This is a genomic window from Micromonospora sp. NBC_00389 (assembly GCF_036059255.1).
GTDB lineage: Bacteria > Actinomycetota > Actinomycetes > Mycobacteriales > Micromonosporaceae > Micromonospora.
Window position 1 is genome coordinate 7,207,009 of the sequence record NZ_CP107947.1, and the last position, 18,218, is coordinate 7,225,226.

General features: G+C 71.8%; 17 protein-coding genes. 7 read left to right on the forward strand and 10 right to left on the reverse strand.

Features of this window, described 5'->3' with window-relative positions; translation table 11 throughout:
- Positions 1 to 5 precede the first annotated feature (5 nt).
- The gene (locus OG470_RS34030; protein ID WP_328418746.1) at positions 6 to 341 is read right to left on the reverse strand and encodes a hypothetical protein; all 336 of its coding nucleotides are present in this window, start codon (positions 339 to 341) and stop codon (positions 6 to 8) included.
- Between the two features lie 311 nt (positions 342 to 652).
- Positions 653 to 1,606 (reverse strand): heme o synthase, encoded by a 954-nt coding sequence (locus tag OG470_RS34035; protein ID WP_328418747.1) that lies wholly within the window; start codon positions 1,604 to 1,606, stop codon positions 653 to 655.
- Positions 1,607 to 1,872: 266 nt separating this feature from the next.
- Between OG470_RS34035 and tkt the strand changes: the two genes are divergently transcribed.
- The 6 genes from tkt (at position 1,873) to pgl (ending at position 10,383) form a co-directional block, all read left to right on the forward strand.
- Entirely contained in the window at positions 1,873 to 4,011 is a 2,139-nt protein-coding gene (tkt, locus tag OG470_RS34040; protein ID WP_328418748.1) for a transketolase, read from the forward strand.
- Positions 4,012 to 4,026: 15 nt separating this feature from the next.
- Positions 4,027 to 5,205, forward strand: coding sequence for a transaldolase (tal, locus tag OG470_RS34045; protein WP_328418749.1), 1,179 nt, complete (start codon positions 4,027 to 4,029; stop codon positions 5,203 to 5,205).
- Entirely contained in the window at positions 5,202 to 6,851 is a 1,650-nt protein-coding gene (locus OG470_RS34050) for a glucose-6-phosphate isomerase (RefSeq protein ID WP_328418750.1), read from the forward strand. Before tal ends, OG470_RS34050 begins: the two co-directional genes overlap by 4 nt.
- A gap of 2 nt (positions 6,852 to 6,853) precedes the next feature.
- Positions 6,854 to 8,404 (forward strand): glucose-6-phosphate dehydrogenase, encoded by a 1,551-nt coding sequence (gene zwf, locus OG470_RS34055; protein WP_328426765.1) that lies wholly within the window; start codon positions 6,854 to 6,856, stop codon positions 8,402 to 8,404.
- A gap of 31 nt (positions 8,405 to 8,435) precedes the next feature.
- Positions 8,436 to 9,452: a glucose-6-phosphate dehydrogenase assembly protein OpcA gene (locus tag OG470_RS34060; RefSeq protein ID WP_328418751.1), complete on the forward strand. Its 1,017-nt coding sequence runs from the start codon at positions 8,436 to 8,438 to the stop codon at positions 9,450 to 9,452.
- Positions 9,453 to 9,612: 160 nt separating this feature from the next.
- The gene (pgl, locus tag OG470_RS34065; RefSeq protein WP_328418752.1) at positions 9,613 to 10,383 is read left to right on the forward strand and encodes a 6-phosphogluconolactonase; all 771 of its coding nucleotides are present in this window, start codon (positions 9,613 to 9,615) and stop codon (positions 10,381 to 10,383) included.
- A 48-nt stretch (positions 10,384 to 10,431) separates the two neighbouring features.
- Here the strand turns inward: pgl and OG470_RS34070 are convergent, their stop codons facing one another.
- The 8 genes from OG470_RS34070 to rapZ form a co-directional block, all read right to left on the reverse strand.
- The gene (locus tag OG470_RS34070; protein WP_328418753.1) at positions 10,432 to 10,773 is read right to left on the reverse strand and encodes an RNA polymerase-binding protein RbpA; all 342 of its coding nucleotides are present in this window, start codon (positions 10,771 to 10,773) and stop codon (positions 10,432 to 10,434) included.
- 137 nt (positions 10,774 to 10,910) lie between these two features.
- Entirely contained in the window at positions 10,911 to 11,171 is a 261-nt protein-coding gene (gene secG / locus OG470_RS34075) for a preprotein translocase subunit SecG (protein ID WP_252420214.1), read from the reverse strand.
- 95 nt (positions 11,172 to 11,266) lie between these two features.
- The gene (gene tpiA, locus OG470_RS34080; RefSeq protein ID WP_328418754.1) at positions 11,267 to 12,058 is read right to left on the reverse strand and encodes a triose-phosphate isomerase; all 792 of its coding nucleotides are present in this window, start codon (positions 12,056 to 12,058) and stop codon (positions 11,267 to 11,269) included.
- Positions 12,059 to 13,258, reverse strand: a complete 1,200-nt coding sequence (locus OG470_RS34085; RefSeq protein ID WP_328418755.1) for a phosphoglycerate kinase — start codon at positions 13,256 to 13,258, stop codon at positions 12,059 to 12,061. It lies immediately after the preceding gene.
- Positions 13,255 to 14,259 carry a type I glyceraldehyde-3-phosphate dehydrogenase gene (gap, locus tag OG470_RS34090; protein ID WP_328418756.1) on the reverse strand — a complete coding sequence of 335 codons (1,005 nt, stop codon included), beginning with the start codon at positions 14,257 to 14,259 and terminating at the stop codon, positions 13,255 to 13,257. The genes OG470_RS34085 and gap overlap by 4 nt, the downstream gene beginning before the upstream one ends.
- A gap of 262 nt (positions 14,260 to 14,521) precedes the next feature.
- Positions 14,522 to 15,502, reverse strand: coding sequence for a DNA-binding protein WhiA (whiA, locus tag OG470_RS34095; RefSeq protein ID WP_074312802.1), 981 nt, complete (start codon positions 15,500 to 15,502; stop codon positions 14,522 to 14,524).
- Positions 15,503 to 15,556: 54 nt separating this feature from the next.
- A complete protein-coding gene (locus OG470_RS34100) occupies positions 15,557 to 16,657 on the reverse strand; it encodes a gluconeogenesis factor YvcK family protein (protein WP_328418757.1) in 1,101 nt (366 codons plus the stop codon).
- Complete coding sequence (gene rapZ / locus OG470_RS34105; protein WP_442931016.1) at positions 16,654 to 17,586, reverse strand: RNase adapter RapZ; 933 nt, start codon at positions 17,584 to 17,586, stop codon at positions 16,654 to 16,656. The genes OG470_RS34100 and rapZ overlap by 4 nt, the downstream gene beginning before the upstream one ends.
- 223 nt (positions 17,587 to 17,809) lie before the next feature.
- On the opposite strand from rapZ, the gene OG470_RS34110 reads away from it, so the two are divergent.
- Entirely contained in the window at positions 17,810 to 18,154 is a 345-nt protein-coding gene (locus tag OG470_RS34110) for a hypothetical protein (protein WP_328418758.1), read from the forward strand.
- Positions 18,155 to 18,218 lie beyond the last annotated feature (64 nt).

Sequence of the window (18,218 nt, forward strand, 5' to 3'; positions counted from 1 at the left end):
CTATCTCAGCGGGCCATCGTGCGCCGGGCCATCGACCGCCAGAGGTCGTTGCTCGGACGCATCTGGTCCATCAGTTCACGCTCCCAGGCGTTCTCGACGGTGACTCCCGCCTTGGCGCACGCCTCCCGCGCGGTGACGGTGTCGTCGGCGAACTGGTCGCCCCACTCACCGTCGGAACCCACGAGGACGATTCGCGCGCCACGCTTGCCGACGTACTCGATGACCGCCTTCGCCCCGCCGTGTCCGGCGGCGAACGACTTGAGGCCCGCGACCAGACCGTGAGGCGTCTGCTCGCCGGCGGTCTGCTCGGCCGTCAGCGTCGTATCGGAACCATCTGCCATGACGCGAAGCCTAAGCAGAAGTCCACTCAGACGGGCGAGAACCATGAAGCTTTTGTGATGCCAATTACCTATAGGTTTAAGGAAGACCACAGGTTGCTTGCCCGGATTTATCCGTACTTTTACCTTCAAAGCACGTGGGCAAACCAGGGCTCAAACGTCGCAGGTTGAGCCGATCCGACTCAGGCCGAAAGTTACTCTGATGTGATCTGAAAGCCGGACAACTCATCCATGATGGTGATTAGTCGAGAGAGATCGCCAGTGGCGGGACGGCCATGCGGGCGAGACTGGCAAGACTCTGCGGCGCGCACGGGTCAGATCAGCGCGTCGAGCGCGACGGCCAGGAAGACGATGGTCAGGTACGTCGTCGACCAGTGGAACAGCCGCATCGGCTTGACCGCCTCGCCACGCGCCGCCCGACGGCAGAGCCGGTGCGCCTCGACCAGGAAGATGGCGCCCACGACCAGCGTCGGTACGCCGTAGATCGCGCTGAGCCCCAACGGCCAGACAGCCAGGGACGTGAGCACGGTGAGCCAAGCGAAGATCAGGATCTCGGCGTTCACCCGGCGGGTGGAGGCCACCACCGGCAGCATCGGGATGCCGGCCCGGGCGTAGTCGTCCTTGTACTTCATGGCCAGGGGGTAGAAGTGCGGCATCTGCCAGAAGAAGACCACCGCGAACAGCCCCCAGGCGGCCGGCGCCAACGAGCCGGTCACCGCCGCCCACCCGATCAGCACCGGAGCCGCCCCGCAGGCCCCGCCCCAGAACGTGTTCGCCGGGGTGGAGCGCTTGAGCCACAGGGTGTAGACGAGGTCGTAGTAGGCGATCGCGGCGAGCGTCAGCCCGGCAGCCAGCAGGTTGGTGAACGCCGCCATCAGGGCGACCGAGACCGCCGCGAGCACCAGACCGAAGACCAGCGCGTTGCGCGGCGTCACGGTGTGCGTCGGCAGCGGGCGACGCTTGGTACGCCGCATCAACTGGTCGATGTCCCGGTCGATGTAGCAGTTCAGCACGCTGGCCGCGCCGGCGGCGAGCGAGCCGCCGATCAGCACCACGGCCATCAGCCACAGCGACGGCAGGCCGCCGTCGGCGAGCATCATCGCCGGGATGGTGGTGACCAGTAGCAGCTCCACGATCCGCGGCTTGGTGAGCGACACGTACGCCGAGAGGATCGCGCGTACGTCCCGCCGGGCCACCGGGCCCTCGGCCGCCCGCGCCGGGGGCGGCCCGGCAGGGTTGCTCGCGGGGCGCTCGGTGATCATGCTCACGGATTGCCACCTTCCGGCGTCGGGCACGGGGAGATCGGTTCGGCCGCGCCCGGTCGGGGGCAGCACACCGACCCACACACTACGCGTTGTCGTTTTGGCTGCCCGGCCGACCCGACAACGGTGCGGGCCGTCACACCACCGGGTTGAACGACGCAGCCCGTCGCCACGTACCGCACACCATGCACAGATCCCTGGGCGGACGTTTAGGCACGCTCGATAGGGTCACCAGTGAGGGTTCCGCCCATCTGCCGAGGAGCACAACCATCGTGGCTGCCAACCGACCCGAGCACTCCGCACTCAACTGGTCCGACCTCGACCGCCGGGCCGTCGATACCGTCCGCGTGCTGGCCATGGATGCCGTGGAGAAATCCGGCAACGGCCACCCGGGCACCGCGATGAGCCTGGCGCCCGCGGCCTACCTCCTCTTCAACCGGGTCATGCGGCACAACCCCGCCGACCCGAACTGGCCCGGCCGGGACCGGTTCGTGCTCTCCGCCGGGCACTCCAGCCTGACCCTCTACATCCAGCTGTTCCTGTCCGGCTACCCGATGAGCCTGTCCGACCTGCAGTCGCTGCGGCAGTGGGCCTCGCTCACCCCGGGTCACCCCGAGCACGGGCACACCCCGGGCGTGGAGACCACCACCGGCCCGCTCGGTCAGGGCCTGGGCAACGCGGTCGGCATGGCCATGGCGGCCCGCCGCGAGCGCGGCCTGTTCGACCCGGAGGCCGAGCCCGGCGCCTCGGTCTTCGACCACGACATCTGGTGCATCGTCTCCGACGGTGACATCGAGGAGGGCATCAGCCACGAGGCCAGTGCCCTCGCCGGGCACCAGCAGCTGGGCAACCTCACGGTGATCTACGACGACAACGAGATCTCCATCGAGGACGACACCCGGATCGCCAAGAGCGAGGACGTGGCGGCGCGCTACGAGGCGTACGGCTGGCACGTCCAGACCGTCGACTGGCGCACCGGCGACGCCGACCAGGGCGACTACCACGAGGACGCCGAGGCGCTCCACCAGGCGCTGCTGGCCGCCAAGGCGGAGACCGGAGGTCCCTCCTTCATCGCGCTGCGCACCATCATCGGCTGGCCCGCGCCCAACAAGAAGAACACCGGCAAGATCCACGGTTCGGCGCTCGGCGCCGACGAGGTAAAGGCCACCAAGCGGATCCTCGGCTTCGACCCGGAGCAGACCTTCGAGGTCGACGAGGAGGTGCTCAGCCACGCCCGGAAGGTGATGGGTCGCGGCTCCGCCGCCGAGGAGGAGTGGACGACCGCGTTCGACGCCTGGAAGAAGGCCAACCCGGAGCGCGCCGCGCTCTACGAGCGGATGGCCGGTCGGGTGCTGCCGGAGCGCTGGGCCGACGCGCTGCCCACCTTCCCCGCCGACGCCAAGGGTGTGGCCACCCGGGCCGCCTCCGGCAAGGTGCTGGAGGCGCTCGCGCCGGTGCTGCCGGAGCTGTGGGGCGGCTCGGCCGACCTCGCCGAGAGCAACAACACCACCATGAAGGGCGAGCCGTCCTTCATCCCGGCCGCGCACGCCACCAAGGACTTCCCCGGCCACGAGTACGGCCGCACGCTGCACTTCGGCATCCGCGAGCACGCCATGGGCGCGATCCTCAACGGCATCGCCCTGCACGGCGGCACCCGCCCGTACGGCGGCACGTTCCTGGTGTTCAGCGACTACATGCGCCCCTCGGTGCGGCTGGCCGCGCTGATGAAGCTGCCGGTGACCTACGTCTGGACGCACGACTCGATCGGCCTCGGCGAGGACGGCCCGACCCACCAGCCGGTGGAGCACCTGACCGCGCTGCGTGCCATCCCGGGCCTGGACGTGGTCCGCCCGGCGGACGCCAACGAGACCGCCTGGGCCTGGCGGCTGGCGCTGGAGCACACCGACCGCCCGACCGCGATGGCGCTGAGCCGCCAGACGCTGCCGACCCTGGACCGCGACGTCCTGGGCGGCGCCGACGGGGTGGCCAAGGGCGGCTACGTGCTGGCCGAGGCGTCCAGCGGCAAGCCGCAGGTGATCATCGTCGGTACCGGCTCCGAGGTGCAGCTCTGCCTGACCGCCCGGGAGAGGCTGGAGGCCGACGGCACCCCGACCCGAGTGGTCTCGATGCCCTGCCAGGAGTGGTTCTACGAGCAGGACGAGGCGTACCGGGAGTCGGTGCTCCCTCGCGGGGTAAAGGCACGGGTGAGCGTGGAGGCGGGCATCGCGATGTCCTGGCGCGGCGTCGTCGGCGACCTCGGCGAGAGCGTCAGCCTGGAGCACTACGGCGCGAGTGCCCCGCACACCGTGCTCTTCGAGCAGTTCGGGTTCACCCCCGACCGGATCGTGGCGGCGGCACACGCCTCGCTGGCCCGGGTGGGCGACATCACCGGTTTCACGACCGGCAACTGAGGGAGCGTGGACGGCATGACGGACAGGCTGAGTGAGCTCACCGCCGCAGGCGTGGCGATCTGGCTCGACGATCTTTCCCGGGTACGACTGAGCTCCGGTGGGCTGGACCAGCTCCGCCGGGAGAAGCACGTGGCCGGGGTGACCACCAACCCGACGATCTTCGCGAAGGCGCTGAGCGACGCCGACGAGTACAACTGGCAGTTGCAGGATCTCGCCATGCGTGGGGTGGACGTCGAAGAGGCGGTACGCATGCTCACCACGTACGACGTGCGGTGGGCCTGCGACGTGATGCACCCGTCGTACGACAAGAGCGCCGGCGTGGACGGGCGCGTCTCCATCGAGGTGGACCCGCGGCTGGCGCACGAGAGCGACCGGACGGTCGCCGAGGCCAAGGCGCTGTGGTGGCTGGTTGACCGGCCCAACCTCTTCATCAAGATCCCGGCCACCGAGGCGGGCCTACCGGCGATCACCGCCACCCTGGCCGAGGGGATCAGCGTCAACGTGACGCTGATCTTCGGACTGGACCGCTACTCGGCGGTGATGGAGGCGTTCCTGGCCGGTCTGGAGCAGGCCAAGGCGAACGGGCACGACCTGTCCACCATCGGCTCGGTGGCGTCGTTCTTCGTCTCCCGGGTCGACTCCGAGGTCGACAAGCGGCTCGAGAAGGTCGGCTCCGACCAGGCGAAGGCGCTGAAGGGCAAGGCCGCCATCGCCAACGCCCAGCTGGCGTACGAGCGGTACGGCGAGGTGTTCTCCTCCGACCGCTGGCAGGCGCTCGCCGACGCCGGCGCGCACCCGCAGCGGCCGCTGTGGGCCTCCACCTCGACGAAGAACCCGGACTACCGGGACGTCATCTACGTCGAGGAGCTGATCGCCCCCGGCACGGTCAACACCATGCCGGAGTCGGTCATCCACGCGTACGCCGACCACGGCGAGACCCGCAGCGACACCATCACCGGCTCCTACGACGCGGCCCGCAAGGTCTTCGCCGACCTGGAGTCGGCCGGGGTGGACATGGCCGACGTGATCGCCACCCTGGAGCGCGAGGGCGTGGAGAAGTTCGAGGCCAGCTGGCAGGAGCTGATCGACGGCGTCCGCAAGTCGCTGGAGGCGGCGGCCACTGGCAAGGGTGCGCCGAACAAGGCCGCCAAGGGCAACGCCAAGGCCGCCGCGAAGGCGGGTGGTAACGCATGAGCGACCTTCTCGCCGGGCCGGTGGAGGCCGCCGCCGGGCTCGCGGTGTACGGCGCGGACGCGGTCGACAAGTCCGCTCCCGCCTCGACCCGGGACGCGCTGGTCCGGGCCGAGGTCCCCGGCCGGCTGGCGGCCAGGGACGCGAGCCTGTGGGGCCCCGACGCCGAGGCCGAGGCCAAGATCCGGCTCGGCTGGGTGGACACCCACCAGCGCAGCCGGGAGCTGCTGGTGCAGCTGGCCGAACTGACCGCTGAGCTGGCCGACCTGGACCACGTGGTGCTCGCCGGCATGGGCGGCTCGTCGCTGGCCCCCGAGGTGATCGCCCAGACCCTGGGCCGGCCGCTGACCGTGCTGGACACCACCGACCCGGGCCAGGTCCGGGCGGCGCTGCGTGACCGGCTGGAGCGCACCGTGGTGGTGGTGGCCAGCAAGTCCGGCTCGACGGTGGAGACCGACAGCCACCGGCGCGCGTACTGGCAGGCGTTCCTGGACGCCGGGATGACCGAGGCGGAGGCCGGCCGGCACTTCGTCATCGTCACCGACCCGGGCTCGCCGCTGGAGACCACCGCGACCGAGATGGGCGCGTTCACCGTGCTGGCCGACCCGAACGTGGGCGGCCGGTACTCGGCGCTGACCGCGTTCGGGCTGGTGCCCTCGGCGCTGGCCGGGGTGCAGGTGGCGGAGCTGATCGACCAGGCCGACGCGCTGGCCTCGTCGCTCGGCAGCGACCGGGACAATCCGGCGCTGGCGCTGGGCGCCGCGCTCGGCGCGGCCGCCACGTTGGCCCGGGACAAGGTCGCGCTCGTCTCCGACGGCACCGGCATCGACGGGCTCGGCGACTGGGCCGAGCAGCTGATCGCCGAGTCGACCGGCAAGGCCGGGGTGGGCATCCTGCCCGTCGTGGTGGAGTCCCCGCAGAGCCCCGGCGCCACCGGCCCGGACGTGCTGACCATCAGCTACGGCGGCGCGCTGGCCCCCGGCGACGTGCCGGGCGGCGGCGCCGACCCGGACGTGGCGGTCAACGGCCCGCTCGGCGCGCAGTTCCTGGCCTGGGAGTACGCCACCGCGGTGGCCGGCGTGGTGCTCGGCATCGACCCGTTCAACCAGCCGAACGTCACCGAGTCGAAGGAGAACACCAACAAGATCCTGGCCTCGGGCCTGCCGGCGGAGACGCCGTCGTTCACCGAGGGCGCGATCGAGGTGTACGCGCCGCAGGGCGCCCCCGGTGACCTGACCGGCGTGCTGCGCTGGCTGCTCGACGGGCTGGGCGACGACGGCTACCTCGCCGTGATGGCGTACCTGGACCGGTTCGCCGACGCCGACACGGCCCGCCTGCGGTCGCTGCTGGCCGAAGCGTCCGGCCGCCCGGTCACCTTCGGCTGGGGGCCGCGGTTCCTGCACTCCACCGGCCAGTACCACAAGGGCGGCCCGCAGGTCGGCAGCTTCCTCCAGGTGACCGGCGCGGTCGCCGAGGACCTGGAGGTGCCGGGCAAGCCGTACACCTTCGGTGAGTTGCAGGCGGCGCAGGCCGCCGGCGACCGGCAGGCGCTGGCCGGCCGGGAGCGGCCGCTGCTGCGGTTGCACCTGACCGACCGGGCCGCCGGTGTCGCCCAACTGCTCGACGCGGTCGGTGAGCTCCGGGCGTGAGGATGGACGACGTGACGCAAGCGGAGCGAGGAGGCGGCGTGAACCCGCTGCGCGACCCCCAGGACCGCCGGTTGCCACGGATCCCCGAGCCGTGCGCTCTGGTGATCTTCGGGGTGACCGGCGACCTGGCCCGCAAGAAGCTGCTCCCCGCGGTCTACGACCTGGCCAACCGAGGGCTGCTGCCGCCCGGTTTCGTGGTCCTGGGCTTCGCCCGCCGCGACTGGGGTGACGGCGACTTCGAGACGCTGGCCTGCGAGGCGGCCCGCAAACACGCCCGTACCCCCTGGCGGGACGAGGTCTGGGCGCGGCTGGCCGGCAACATCAAGTTCGTCGGCGGGTCGTTCGACGACGACGCCGCCTTCGACCAGCTCGCCACGACGCTCGATGAGCTGCGGCAGACCCACGGCATCGCCGGCAACGCGGCGTTCTACTTCTCCATCCCCCCGGCCGCGTTCCCCGTCGTGCTCAAGCAGCTGGCCCGCACCGGGATGGCCGACAACGAGAAGTCCGGCGGCTGGCGCCGGGTGGTGGTGGAGAAGCCGTTCGGTAACGACCTGCCCTCGGCGAAGGCGCTCAACGACCTCGTCGACGACGTCTTCACCCGCCAGGACGTCTTCCGGATCGACCACTACCTGGGCAAGGAGACGGTCCAGAACATCCTTGCCCTGCGGTTCGCCAACAACCTGTTCGAGCCGCTGTGGAACTCCAAGTACGTCGACTCGGTGCAGATCACCATGGCCGAGGACGTCGGCATCGGCAGCCGAGCCGGCTTCTACGACACCGTCGGCACGGCCCGGGACGTACTCCAGAACCACCTGCTCCAGCTCCTCGCCCTGGTGGCGATGGAGGAGCCGACCAGCTTCGACGCCGACGAGATCCGGACCGAGAAGCTGAAGGTACTCAAGGCGATCACCCTGCCCAGGGACGTGGCCCGGGACACCGTACGCGGCCAGTACCTGCCCGGCTGGGTCGGCGGCGAGCGTGCGGTCGGCTACCTGGAGGAGCAGGGCGTCCCGCCCGACTCCACCACCGAGACGTACGTGGCGGTGCGGCTCGGCATCCAGAACCGCCGCTGGGCCGGCGTGCCGTTCTACATCCGGGCCGGCAAGCGCCTCCCCCGGCGGGTCACCGAGGTGGCCATCATGTTCAAGAAGGCGCCGCACCTGCCGTTCAACGACGCCGACATGGAGTCACTGGGCAACAACCAGTTGGTCATCCGGGTGCAGCCGGACGAGGGCGTGGTGCTCAAGTTCGGCTCGAAGGTGCCGGGCACCACGATGGAGGTCCGCGACATCGCGATGGACTTCCAGTACGGCGAAGCGTTCACCGAGTCCAGCCCGGAGGCGTACGAGCGGCTGGTGCTGGACGTGCTGATCGGCGACCGCACCCTGTTCCCGGACGCGGCGGAGGTCGAGCAGAGCTGGCAGGTCATCGACCCGCTGGAGCATGCCTGGGTGGGCACCAAGCCGGAGCCGTACCGCGCCGGCGAGTGGGGGCCGCGGGCGTCCGACGAGATGCTGGGCCGCGAGGGCCGCGCGTGGCGACGCGCGTGACCGAGCGCAACGAGCGAACCAGGAGGCTCCAGTGATCGGGCTGTGGGACACCACCGGCAGTGAGGTGGTCAAGGCGCTCGCCGCCGAGCGGCGAAGCGCCGGCGGGGTGGCCAGCGGCATGGCGCTCACCCTCATCGTCGTGGTGGACGAGAAGCGGGTCCGCGAGGCGGAGGCGGCGGCGACCATCGCCGCCGCCGCCCACCCGTGCCGGCTGGTGGTGGTGGTCCGCTCCGAGATCGAGCGGGACCGCAACCGGCTGGACGCGGAGATCGTGGTCGGTGGCCGGCTCGGCCCGTGCGAGGCGGTGGTCACCCGGATGTACGGGCGGCTGGCCCTGCACGCCGAGTCGGTGGTGATGCCGCTGCTGGTCCCGGACGTACCGGTGGTCACCTGGTGGCACGGCGAGCCGCCGGCCGAGATCGCCACCGACTTCCTCGGCGTGGTCGCCGATCGGCGGATCACCGACACGGCGCAGGCCACGGACCCGGTGGAGGCGCTGCGGCAGCGTGCCCGGGACTACGCCCCGGGAGACACCGACCTGGCGTGGACCCGGATCACCCCGTGGCGGACCCTGGTCGCAGGGGCGTTCGACACCACCGAGGAGCGGGTCACCGAGGCGACCGTGGTCGCGCCGCCCAGCGACCCGACGGCGGCGCTGATGGTCGGTTGGCTGGCCAGCCGGCTCGGCATCACCCCCCGTCGGGTGGACAGCACGGAGTTCCCGCGGATGCGTGAGGTGCAGCTGAGCTGCGCCAACGGCGACCAGTTGACGCTGACCCGCGAGGACAGCATGGCGGTGTTCCGGCGGACCGGCCAGGACGACCGCGCCCTGCCGCTGGTCCGTCGGCCGCTCGGTGACGAACTGGCCGAGGAGCTGCGCCGGCTGGACGCCGACCAGGTGTACGCGGAGGCGTTGGGCGCCACCGCCGGGCTGCGCGGGCTGGAGCAGCGGTCCCCGCAACGGGTGCACGTCTGGAAGGATCCGGCCACCGCTCAGCGCGCCGAGGCCGGTGTCGCCGCGCACTCCGGCACCAGCGGCGAGCTCTGAGCCCGGCGCCGTCCGGTGTACGTCATCGGGGCAGGGCCCGGCCAACCCCGGCCCCTGCCCCGGCACCTCCGGGGCATCCCGCCCCGCCACCTCCGGGCGTACCGGCCCGGGCACGACGCGACAGCGACCGCTCCGCGGTCGGGAAACGAAGGCACAACCGATGAGTGAGGCGAGTGTCGCCGTACACGCCGACGCCGACCTGCTGGCGCAGGCCGTGGCGGCCCGGCTGCTGGTGAAGCTGCTCGACGCACAGGCCGACCGCGGCGAGGCCTCGGTGGTGCTCACCGGTGGGCGGGTCGCCGCCGCCGTGTACCGCGCGGTGGCACAGCTACCGGCCCGCGACGCGGTGGACTGGTCCCGGGTCGACGTGTGGTGGGGCGACGAGCGGTTCCTGCCCGCCGGCGATCCGGAGCGCAACGAGACCCAGGCGCGGGCCGCCCTGCTGGACGTGGTGCCGCTGGACCCGGCCCGGGTGCACCCGATGCCGGCCTCCGATGGCCCGGCCGGCAACGACCCGGAGAGGGCCGCCGCCGGGTACGCCGAGGAGTTGGCGCGCGCCGCCCGCCCCGGGCATGCCGCGCTGCCGCACTTCGACGTGCTGATGCTGGGCGTCGGGGAGGACGGGCACGTCGCCTCGGTCTTCCCGGAGCACCCGGTGCACTACGAGAGCCGGACGGTCAGCGCGGTGCGGGGCAGCCCCAAGCCGCCGCCGGTGCGGACCACGCTCACCCTGCCGGCGATCAACACGGCGGAGGAGGTCTGGCTGGTGGCCGGTGGCGGGGACAAGGCTCGGGCGGTGGGCATGGCGCTGGCCGGCGCCGGGCCGGTGCAGTTGCCGGCCGCCGGGGTGCACGGCGTGGACCGTACCCGCTGGCTGTTGGACCGGGCTGCGGCGGCCGACGTGCCCGCCCGCCTGCGCAGCCTGCGCTGAGAGGAAGGGCCCGTCGTCAACGCCTGGCGTTGCTGACGGGCCCTTCCTTCACTCGCCTCGGCGGCGGCGCAGCGCGGCCAGTGCCTCGGCCAGCAGCGCCTCGCCCTCCTCGGCGGTGCGCCGCTCCTTCACGTACGCCAGGTGGCTCTTGTAGGGCTCGGCGCGGGTCCGGCCCGGCGGGTTCTGCGCGTCCTGGCCCGCGGGCAGGCCGCAGCGGGGGCAGTCCCACAGCGGCGGCGCGGCGGCGTCCGCAGCGATCCGGATGTTGATCCGGTGGTCGTTGCGGCACCAGTAGGTGACGTCCTGTCGGGGGGCGGGATGGTGCCGCTCGTCCGGGCGGACGGGCCCGGACCCGACCCGGGCGCCGCGGATGACGTTGCCACTCGGCACGGCTGCTCGCTCCTGTCGTCGGAGGGACCCGCCGCCGGAGGGGGTAGGGCGGCGGGCGACGCGGTGCAGCGGAGAAAAGCCTGCGCGCGGCCCGTCGTAACGGACCGCGCGCAGATTGTACGACTTGACGGGCCTGCTCAGGCGCCGCTGTTCATCTGGAGGCGGAGCCAGAGCCCCAGCCCGACGATGGCAGCGAACCAGACAATACTCACCAGAACGGTGTAGCGGTCCAGGTTCTTCTCCGCCACGGACGAGCCGGCGAGGCTGGAGCTGACGCCACCGCCGAACATGCTCGACAGACCGCCGCCCTTGCCGCGGTGCAGCAGGATGAGCAAGGTGAGCAGAACGCTCGTGATGATCAGCAACACGATCAACGTGTATGCGAACCAGATCGGCATGGCTGGGGTCAGTCCTCTCGTAGCGATCCTCGCCCGGTCTGATCGGGCACGGCGGCACCGACCGGCGGACGGGCGGGGTCAAGGATACCGAGCGGTCAGCGGGTGATGTGCTCCGGGAACCGGCAGATCTGCGCGAATTCCTCCGCGTCCAGGCTGGCGCCCCCCACCAGGCCGCCGTCCACGTCCGGCTGGGCCATGATCGAGGCAATGTTGGACGCCTTGACCGAGCCGCCGTAGAGGACCCGGACCTGGTCGGCGGTGTCCTGGTCGAAGCGCTCCGCCAGCCGCTGGCGAACCGCCCCGCAGACCTCCTGGGCGTCCTCCGGCGTCGCGGTCTTGCCGGTACCGATCGCCCACACCGGCTCGTACGCGATCACCACCTGGCGGACCTGCTCGGCGGTGAGCCCGGCGAGGCCCCCGGCGAGCTGCTCCGAGCAGTGCGCCACGTGGGTGCCCTGCTCGCGCACGTCCAGCCCCTCCCCCACACAGAGGATCGGGGTCAGGCCGTGCGTCAGCGCCGCCTTCACCTTGGCGTTGACCAGCGCGTCGTCCTCGTGGTGGTAGGCCCGCCGCTCGGAGTGCCCGACCACCACGTACGTGCAGCCGAGCTTGGCCAGCATCTGGCCGGAGATCTCCCCGGTGTACGCGCCCGCGGCGTGCGGGGAGAGGTCCTGCCCGCCGTAGCCGATCAGCAGCTTGTCCCCGTCCACGGCGGTCTGCACCGTGCGCAGGTCGGTGAAGGGCGGCAACACGACCGTCTCCACCGCGGTGAGCTGCTTCTCGGTGAGGCTCGCGGCCAGCTTCTGCATGAGCAGGTTGGCCTCGAGGTGGTTGAGGTTCATCTTCCAGTTGCCGGCCATCAGGGGCCGACGGGTGGTGCTCGCCATTCAGTTCTCCAGGGCCGCGATGCCGGGGAGGGTCTTGCCCTCGAGGTATTCCAGGGAGGCGCCACCGCCGGTGGAGATGTGCCCGAAGGACGACTCGTCCAGCCCCAACGCGCGCACTGCCGCCGCCGAGTCGCCGCCACCGACGACGGTGAACGCGTCGGTCTTGGTGATCGCCTCGGCGACGCCGCGGGTGCCGTTGGCGAACGCCGCCATCTCGAACACGCCCATCGGGCCGTTCCAGAAGATCGTCTTCGCCTGGGACAGCGCGGCGGCGAAACCGGCCACCGTCTCCGGGCCGATGTCCAACCCGAGCCGGTGGCTCGGGATGCCGTCGACGCGGACCGTGTCGTGCGCGGCGTCCGGGGCGAACGCGTCCGCGACCACCACGTCGACCGGGAGCAGAATCTTGCCCGCGGCCCGCTCCAGCAGGTTGCCGCAGGTCTCGACCATGTCCTTCTCCAGCAGCGAGGTGCCCACCTCCAGGCCCTGGGCCTTGAGGAAGGTGAAGCACATCCCGCCACCGATGAGCAGTCGGTCGACCGTGGGCAGCAGGGCCTCGATCACCGCCAGCTTGTCGGAGACCTTGGACCCGCCGAGCACCACCACGTACGGCCGCTCGGGGTCGCTGGTGAGCCTGGAGAGGACCTCGACCTCGCGCAGCACCAGCCGGCCGGCCACGTGCGGCAGCCGGGCTGGCACGTCGTAGACGCTGGCGTGCTTGCGGTGCACGGCACCGAACGCGTCGTCCACGTATGCGTCGCCGAACGCGACGAGCTGGTCGGCGAAGGCACCCCGCTCGGCGTTGTCCTTGCTGGTCTCGCCGGCGTTGAAGCGCAGGTTCTCCAGCAGGGCGACCTGACCGTCGGCCAGGCCCGCGACGGTGGACCGGGCGGAGTCACCGACGGTGTCGGTGGCGAAGTGCACCGGCGCGCCGAGCAGCTCACCGAGCCGCCCGGCTACCGGGCGGAGGCTGAACTGCGGGTCCGGCTTGCCCTTCGGGCGGCCCAGGTGCGAGCAGACGACCACCTTGGCGCCGGCCTCGACCAGCGCACCGAGCGTCGGCAGCACCGCGCGGATCCGGCCGTCATCCGTGATGTCGCCGGTCTGCTTGTCGAGCGGGACGTTCAGGTCGGCGCGCACCAGCACGCGCCGACCCGACACCCCCTCGGCGAGCAGGTCGTCGAGGGTCCGGATGCTCACAGCGACGAACCGACCAGCTTGACCAGGTCGACCAGGCGGTTGGAGTAGCCCCACTCGTTGTCGTACCAGCCGACGACCTTGACCTGGTTGCCGACCACCTTGGTCAGCGGCGCGTCGAAGATGCACGACGCCGGGTCGGTGACGATGTCGGTGGAGACGATCGGGTCCTCGTTGTAGACGAGGATGCCCTTGAGCGGGCCGTCCGCGGCGGCCTTCAGCGCGGCGTTGACCTCGTCCACGGTGGTCTCGCGACCCACGTTGACGGTGAGGTCGGTGACCGAGCCGGTCGGGATCGGCACCCGCAGGGCGTACCCGTCGAGCTTGCCCTTGAGCTCCGGCAGCACCAGACCGATGGCCTTGGCCGCACCGGTCGAGGTCGGCACGATGTTCAGCGCGGCGGCCCGGGCCCGGCGGAGGTCCTTGTGCGGGGCGTCCTGGAGGTTCTGGTCCTGGGTGTACGCGTGGATCGTCGTCATCAGACCGTGCTGGATGCCGAACGTGTCGTGCAGGACCTTCGCCATCGGGGCGAGGCAGTTGGTGGTGCACGAAGCGTTGGAGATGATGGTGTGCTTCGCCGGGTCGTACTGGTCGTGGTTGACGCCCATGACGACCGTGACGTCCTCGTTCTTCGCCGGGGCGGAGATGATGACCTTCTTGGCCCCGCCGGCGACGTGCGCCTTGGCCTTGGTGGCGTCGGTGAAGAAGCCGGTCGACTCGATGACGACGTCGGCGCCGACCTCGCCCCACGGCAGCGACGCCGGGTCCTTCTCCGCGTACGCCTTGATGGTCTTGCCACCGACGGTGATCTCGTCGGCGGTGGCCTTGACCTCGTAGGGCAGGCGACCCAGGATGCTGTCGTACTTGAGCAGGTGGGCAAGCGTGGCGTTGTCGGTCAGGTCGTTCACCGCCACGACCTCGATGTCGGCGTCGGACGCCAGCACTGCCCGGAAGAAGTTACGGCCGATCCGGCCGAAGCCGTTGATGCCAACCCGGATGGTCACAGGTCCCATCTCCTCGCGTTCTGGTCCGCCGGCTTCAGACAACGGGCCGGCGGAGTGGTGTGCGCCGACCGTTGGAGCCGGCCGTTGACGGTTCATCTCGGCCACCCCGCCGCGGTCTGAGGACCTGACCGCCCGAGGCGGTGGCACGACGAGGTGTGCCTGTGTCGGCCCCCTTGCCGTACGCAGCGACCATATCCGAGCGTGCGAGGCCACGCTGCGCCGGGTCGTGCTCCCGGGCGCACCGTGCGGCCTTACCGTCCTATCAGACCACGAGCATGTCGGGCGTGACGGCTGCTTCGGTATCCGGGATGCCGAGGTCCCGGGCACGCTTGTCGGCCAGTGCCAGCAGGCGGCGGATCCGCCCGGCGATGGCGTCCTTGGTCAGCGGCGGCTCGGCCAGGGCGCCCAGCTCCTCCAGCGACGCCTGCCGGTGCTCCAGGCGCAGCCGACCGGCGTCGGTCAGGTGGTTGGGCGCCTCGTCGGCGAGGATCTCCAGCGCCCGGGTCACCCGGGCCGCGGCGGCCACGGCCGCGCGTGCCGAGCGGCGCAGGTTGGCGTCGTCGAAGTTGGCCAGCCGGTTGGCGGTGGCTCGCACCTCGCGGCGGACCCGGCGCTCCTCCCAGGCCAGCACGCTGGAGTGCGCGCCGATCCGGGTGAGCAGCGCGGCGATCGCGTCGCCGTCCTTGACCACCACCCGGTCCACCCCGCGCACCTCGCGGTTCTTGGCGGTGATGCCGATCCGGCGGGCCGCGCCGACCAGCGCCAGCGCCGACTCCGGCCCCGGACAGGTGATCTCCAGGGCGCTGGACCGGCCCGGCTCGGTGAGCGAGCCGTGCGCCATGAACGCGCCCCGCCAGGCCGAGACCGCGCAGCAGACGTTCGCCGCCACCACGTGCGGGGGCAGCCCGCGCACCGGGCGACCGCGCACGTCCAGCAGGCCGGTCTGCCGGGCCAGTGCCTCGCCGTCCTTCACCACCCGGACGATGAAGTGGCTGCCCTTGCGCAGGCCGCCGGAGGCCAGCACGTGGATCTCACTGGGGTACCCGTAGACCTCTGCGATCTCCCGGCGCAGCCGGCGGGCCACCGCCCCGGTGTCCAACTCCGCCTCCACCACCACGCGGCCGGAGACGATGTGCAGGCCGCCGGCGAAGCGCAGCAGCGCGGCCATCTCCGCCCGCCGACAGCAGGGCTTGGGCACGTCGACCCGACTCAGCTCGTCCTTGACCGCAGCCGTCATCGCCATTGTGCGTCCCCTCACGGACCGGTTCCGGCGTGTCGCCGGAGATTACGTACGTGTCTAACGATCGGCACCCAGTACAGGCACCAGCGCGGCGCCCAGGGCAGCCGGATCATGGCGGGGAGTCCCGTCAGTGATGGCGACGGGGGCGAGGACCAGGCGGGCACCCAGCGATTCTGCCGCACGTTCGACCGGTTCGGGGTCACCCACCGCCTTGGCGTCAGCCAGCACAAGATCCACCTTGAGCTCGGGAAGGTACCAGTGCAGCGCCGCGAGGTGATCGGCGACGGAGAGCTGGAGGGTCTCCTTCTCCGCGGCGAGGTTCAGGGTGACCAGTCGCCGGGCCGGGCTGGACACGATCGCGTCGGCCAACTGCGGCACCAGCAGGTGCGGCAGCACGCTGGTGTACCAGCTGCCCGGCCCGAAGATCAACCAGTCCGCCGCGCCGATCGCCGCGAGGGCCTCGGCGCAGGCCGCCGGGGCGGCCGGGGTGAGCCGCAGCGACTCGACCCGCCCGGTGGTGACCGCCACCTGGTGCTGGCCGCGCACCGTGCGCACCTCGTCCGGAGCGGCCGGATCGACGCCACGCACCTGCGCCTCGATGCCCACCGGCTGGCGAGACATGGGCAGCACCCGACCGACCGCGCCGAGCATCGCCCCGGCGTGCTCCAGCGCGGCCACCGGGTCGCCGAGCAGCTCCATCAGCCCGCAGAGCACCAGGTTGCCCACCGCGTGCCCGGCCAGCCCGTCGGGGCGGGCCGCCGCCGGGCCAGCACCACCGGTCGGGCTGCCGGTCGCCAGGCCGGCACCACCGTCCGGGCCGGCCGACGCCGGGCCAGCGCCACCGTCCGGGCCGCCCGACGCCGGCTCCGTGTACTGCGCCGCGTCCGCGGGCGGCGTGGCGAAGCGGTGCTGGAACAGCCCGGCGCTGCGGCGCGTGGCCGGGTGGTCCCCGGCCAGCGCGACCAGGGCCTGCCGCAGATCGCCGGGGGGCAGGCCGCCCCGCTCGGCGCGCAGCCGGCCGCTGGAGCCGCCGTCGTCGCCGACCGTGACCACGGCGGTGATGTCCAGGTCGAGTTCGGGAGCGCAGTGGCGCAGCGCACGCAGCGAGGCGGACAGGCCGTGCCCACCGCCGAACGCCACCACCCGGCGGGGCGTCATTCGCGCCCCAGGTCGCGGTGCTGGGCGTTGGCCGCCAGCCCGGACTGGCGCAGTCGGCCGGCCAGCTCCTCGGCGATGGCCACGCTGCGGTGCTTGCCGCCGGTGCAGCCCACGGCGACCGTCAGGTACCGCTTGCCCTCCCGCTCGAAGCCGGCGGTGGTGGCGTTGACCAGGTCGGCGTACGAGGCGACGAAGGCATCCGCGCCCTCCTGGCCCAGCACGTACGCGCTGACCGCCTCCTCCCGTCCGGTGTGCTCGCGCAGCTCCGGCACCCAGTACGGATTGGGCAGGAAGCGGGCGTCCAGCACGAAGTCGGCGTCCGGCGGCAGGCCGTACTTGAAGCCGAACGACAGCACGGTGACACGCAGCCGGCGGGCGTCCTCCCCGCCGAACAGCTCCTCGATGCGCCGGCGGAGCTGGTTGACGTTCAGGTGGCTGGTGTCGATGATCACGTCGGCCTGGTCGCGGGCCTCCTCGAGCAGCCCGCGCTCCACGGCGATGCCGTCGGCCAGCCGCCCGTCACCCTGCAACGGGTGCGAGCGCCGGACGCTCTCGAACCGCCGGATCAGCACCTCGTCGTCGGCATCGACGAAGATCACCCGGGGCGAGAAACCGCGCTCCTTGAGCTCCCGGATCGCCCCGACGAGGTCGGTGGAGAAGGCACGCGAGCGCACGTCCAGCACCATCGCGGTACGCCGGGCCGCGCCGCCGGCCTTGAACGCCAGCTCGGCCATGTCGAGCATCAGCGCCTGCGGCAGGTTGTCCACCACGTAGTAGCCGACGTTCTCCAGCGCCCGGGCGACCGTGCTGCGGCCGCCACCGGAGAGCCCGGTGACCACCACGAGCGTGGTCTCCGACTCCGCCGCCGGTGGCCCGTCGGTGGCCGCCGGGACGTCGATCCCGTCGCCGGCTGTGCGCGCCTCGCTCACCCGTACCCCCAAGCCGTGGCGCCGCGGCCGCCCTCGGCCGCGATTGGTCAATCAGCGACTCTATCCCGCCGCCCGGCCAAGGTCCGGGACCCGTCGCGCCTCGGCGGGCGATCCACGGTCTCGGGTCGCCCTCCCGACAGTCGCCACCCTTGATGACGATCTGTAGTTGTAAATACGCTCATCGTGATCGTCGCAGGTCAAGGCCGACATCTGGGAGGGTGCGATGCACGATCTGGCGGACAAGAACAAGTACATCGGCTTCCTGTTCATGCGGATCAGCCCGGAGTACTTCGCCCTCGGCCGGGAGGGCATCCACGAGGTCTCCGCCGAGCATGCTCGGGACCTGGGCCGCCTCGCCAAACAGCTCACCCACGTCGTCTGCACCGGGGTGAACGGCAAGTACGACCAGGTCACCATGGTCGAGGGCGACACCCTGGAGGAGATCAACGCGGCCGCAACCGCGTTCCGGATGGGCAACAAGGCCCGCTACATCGAGATCGTCGACATCGTGGTGGGGATGAAGGCACCGCCCCGCGGGCTGGCCAACCGGTCCAGCCAGCCCGGCTGACCGCGCCGCCCGTCCGGCACACCCGCCCGTGGGTGCGCCGGGCGGGCGCTGTCGGGGTTGGCTC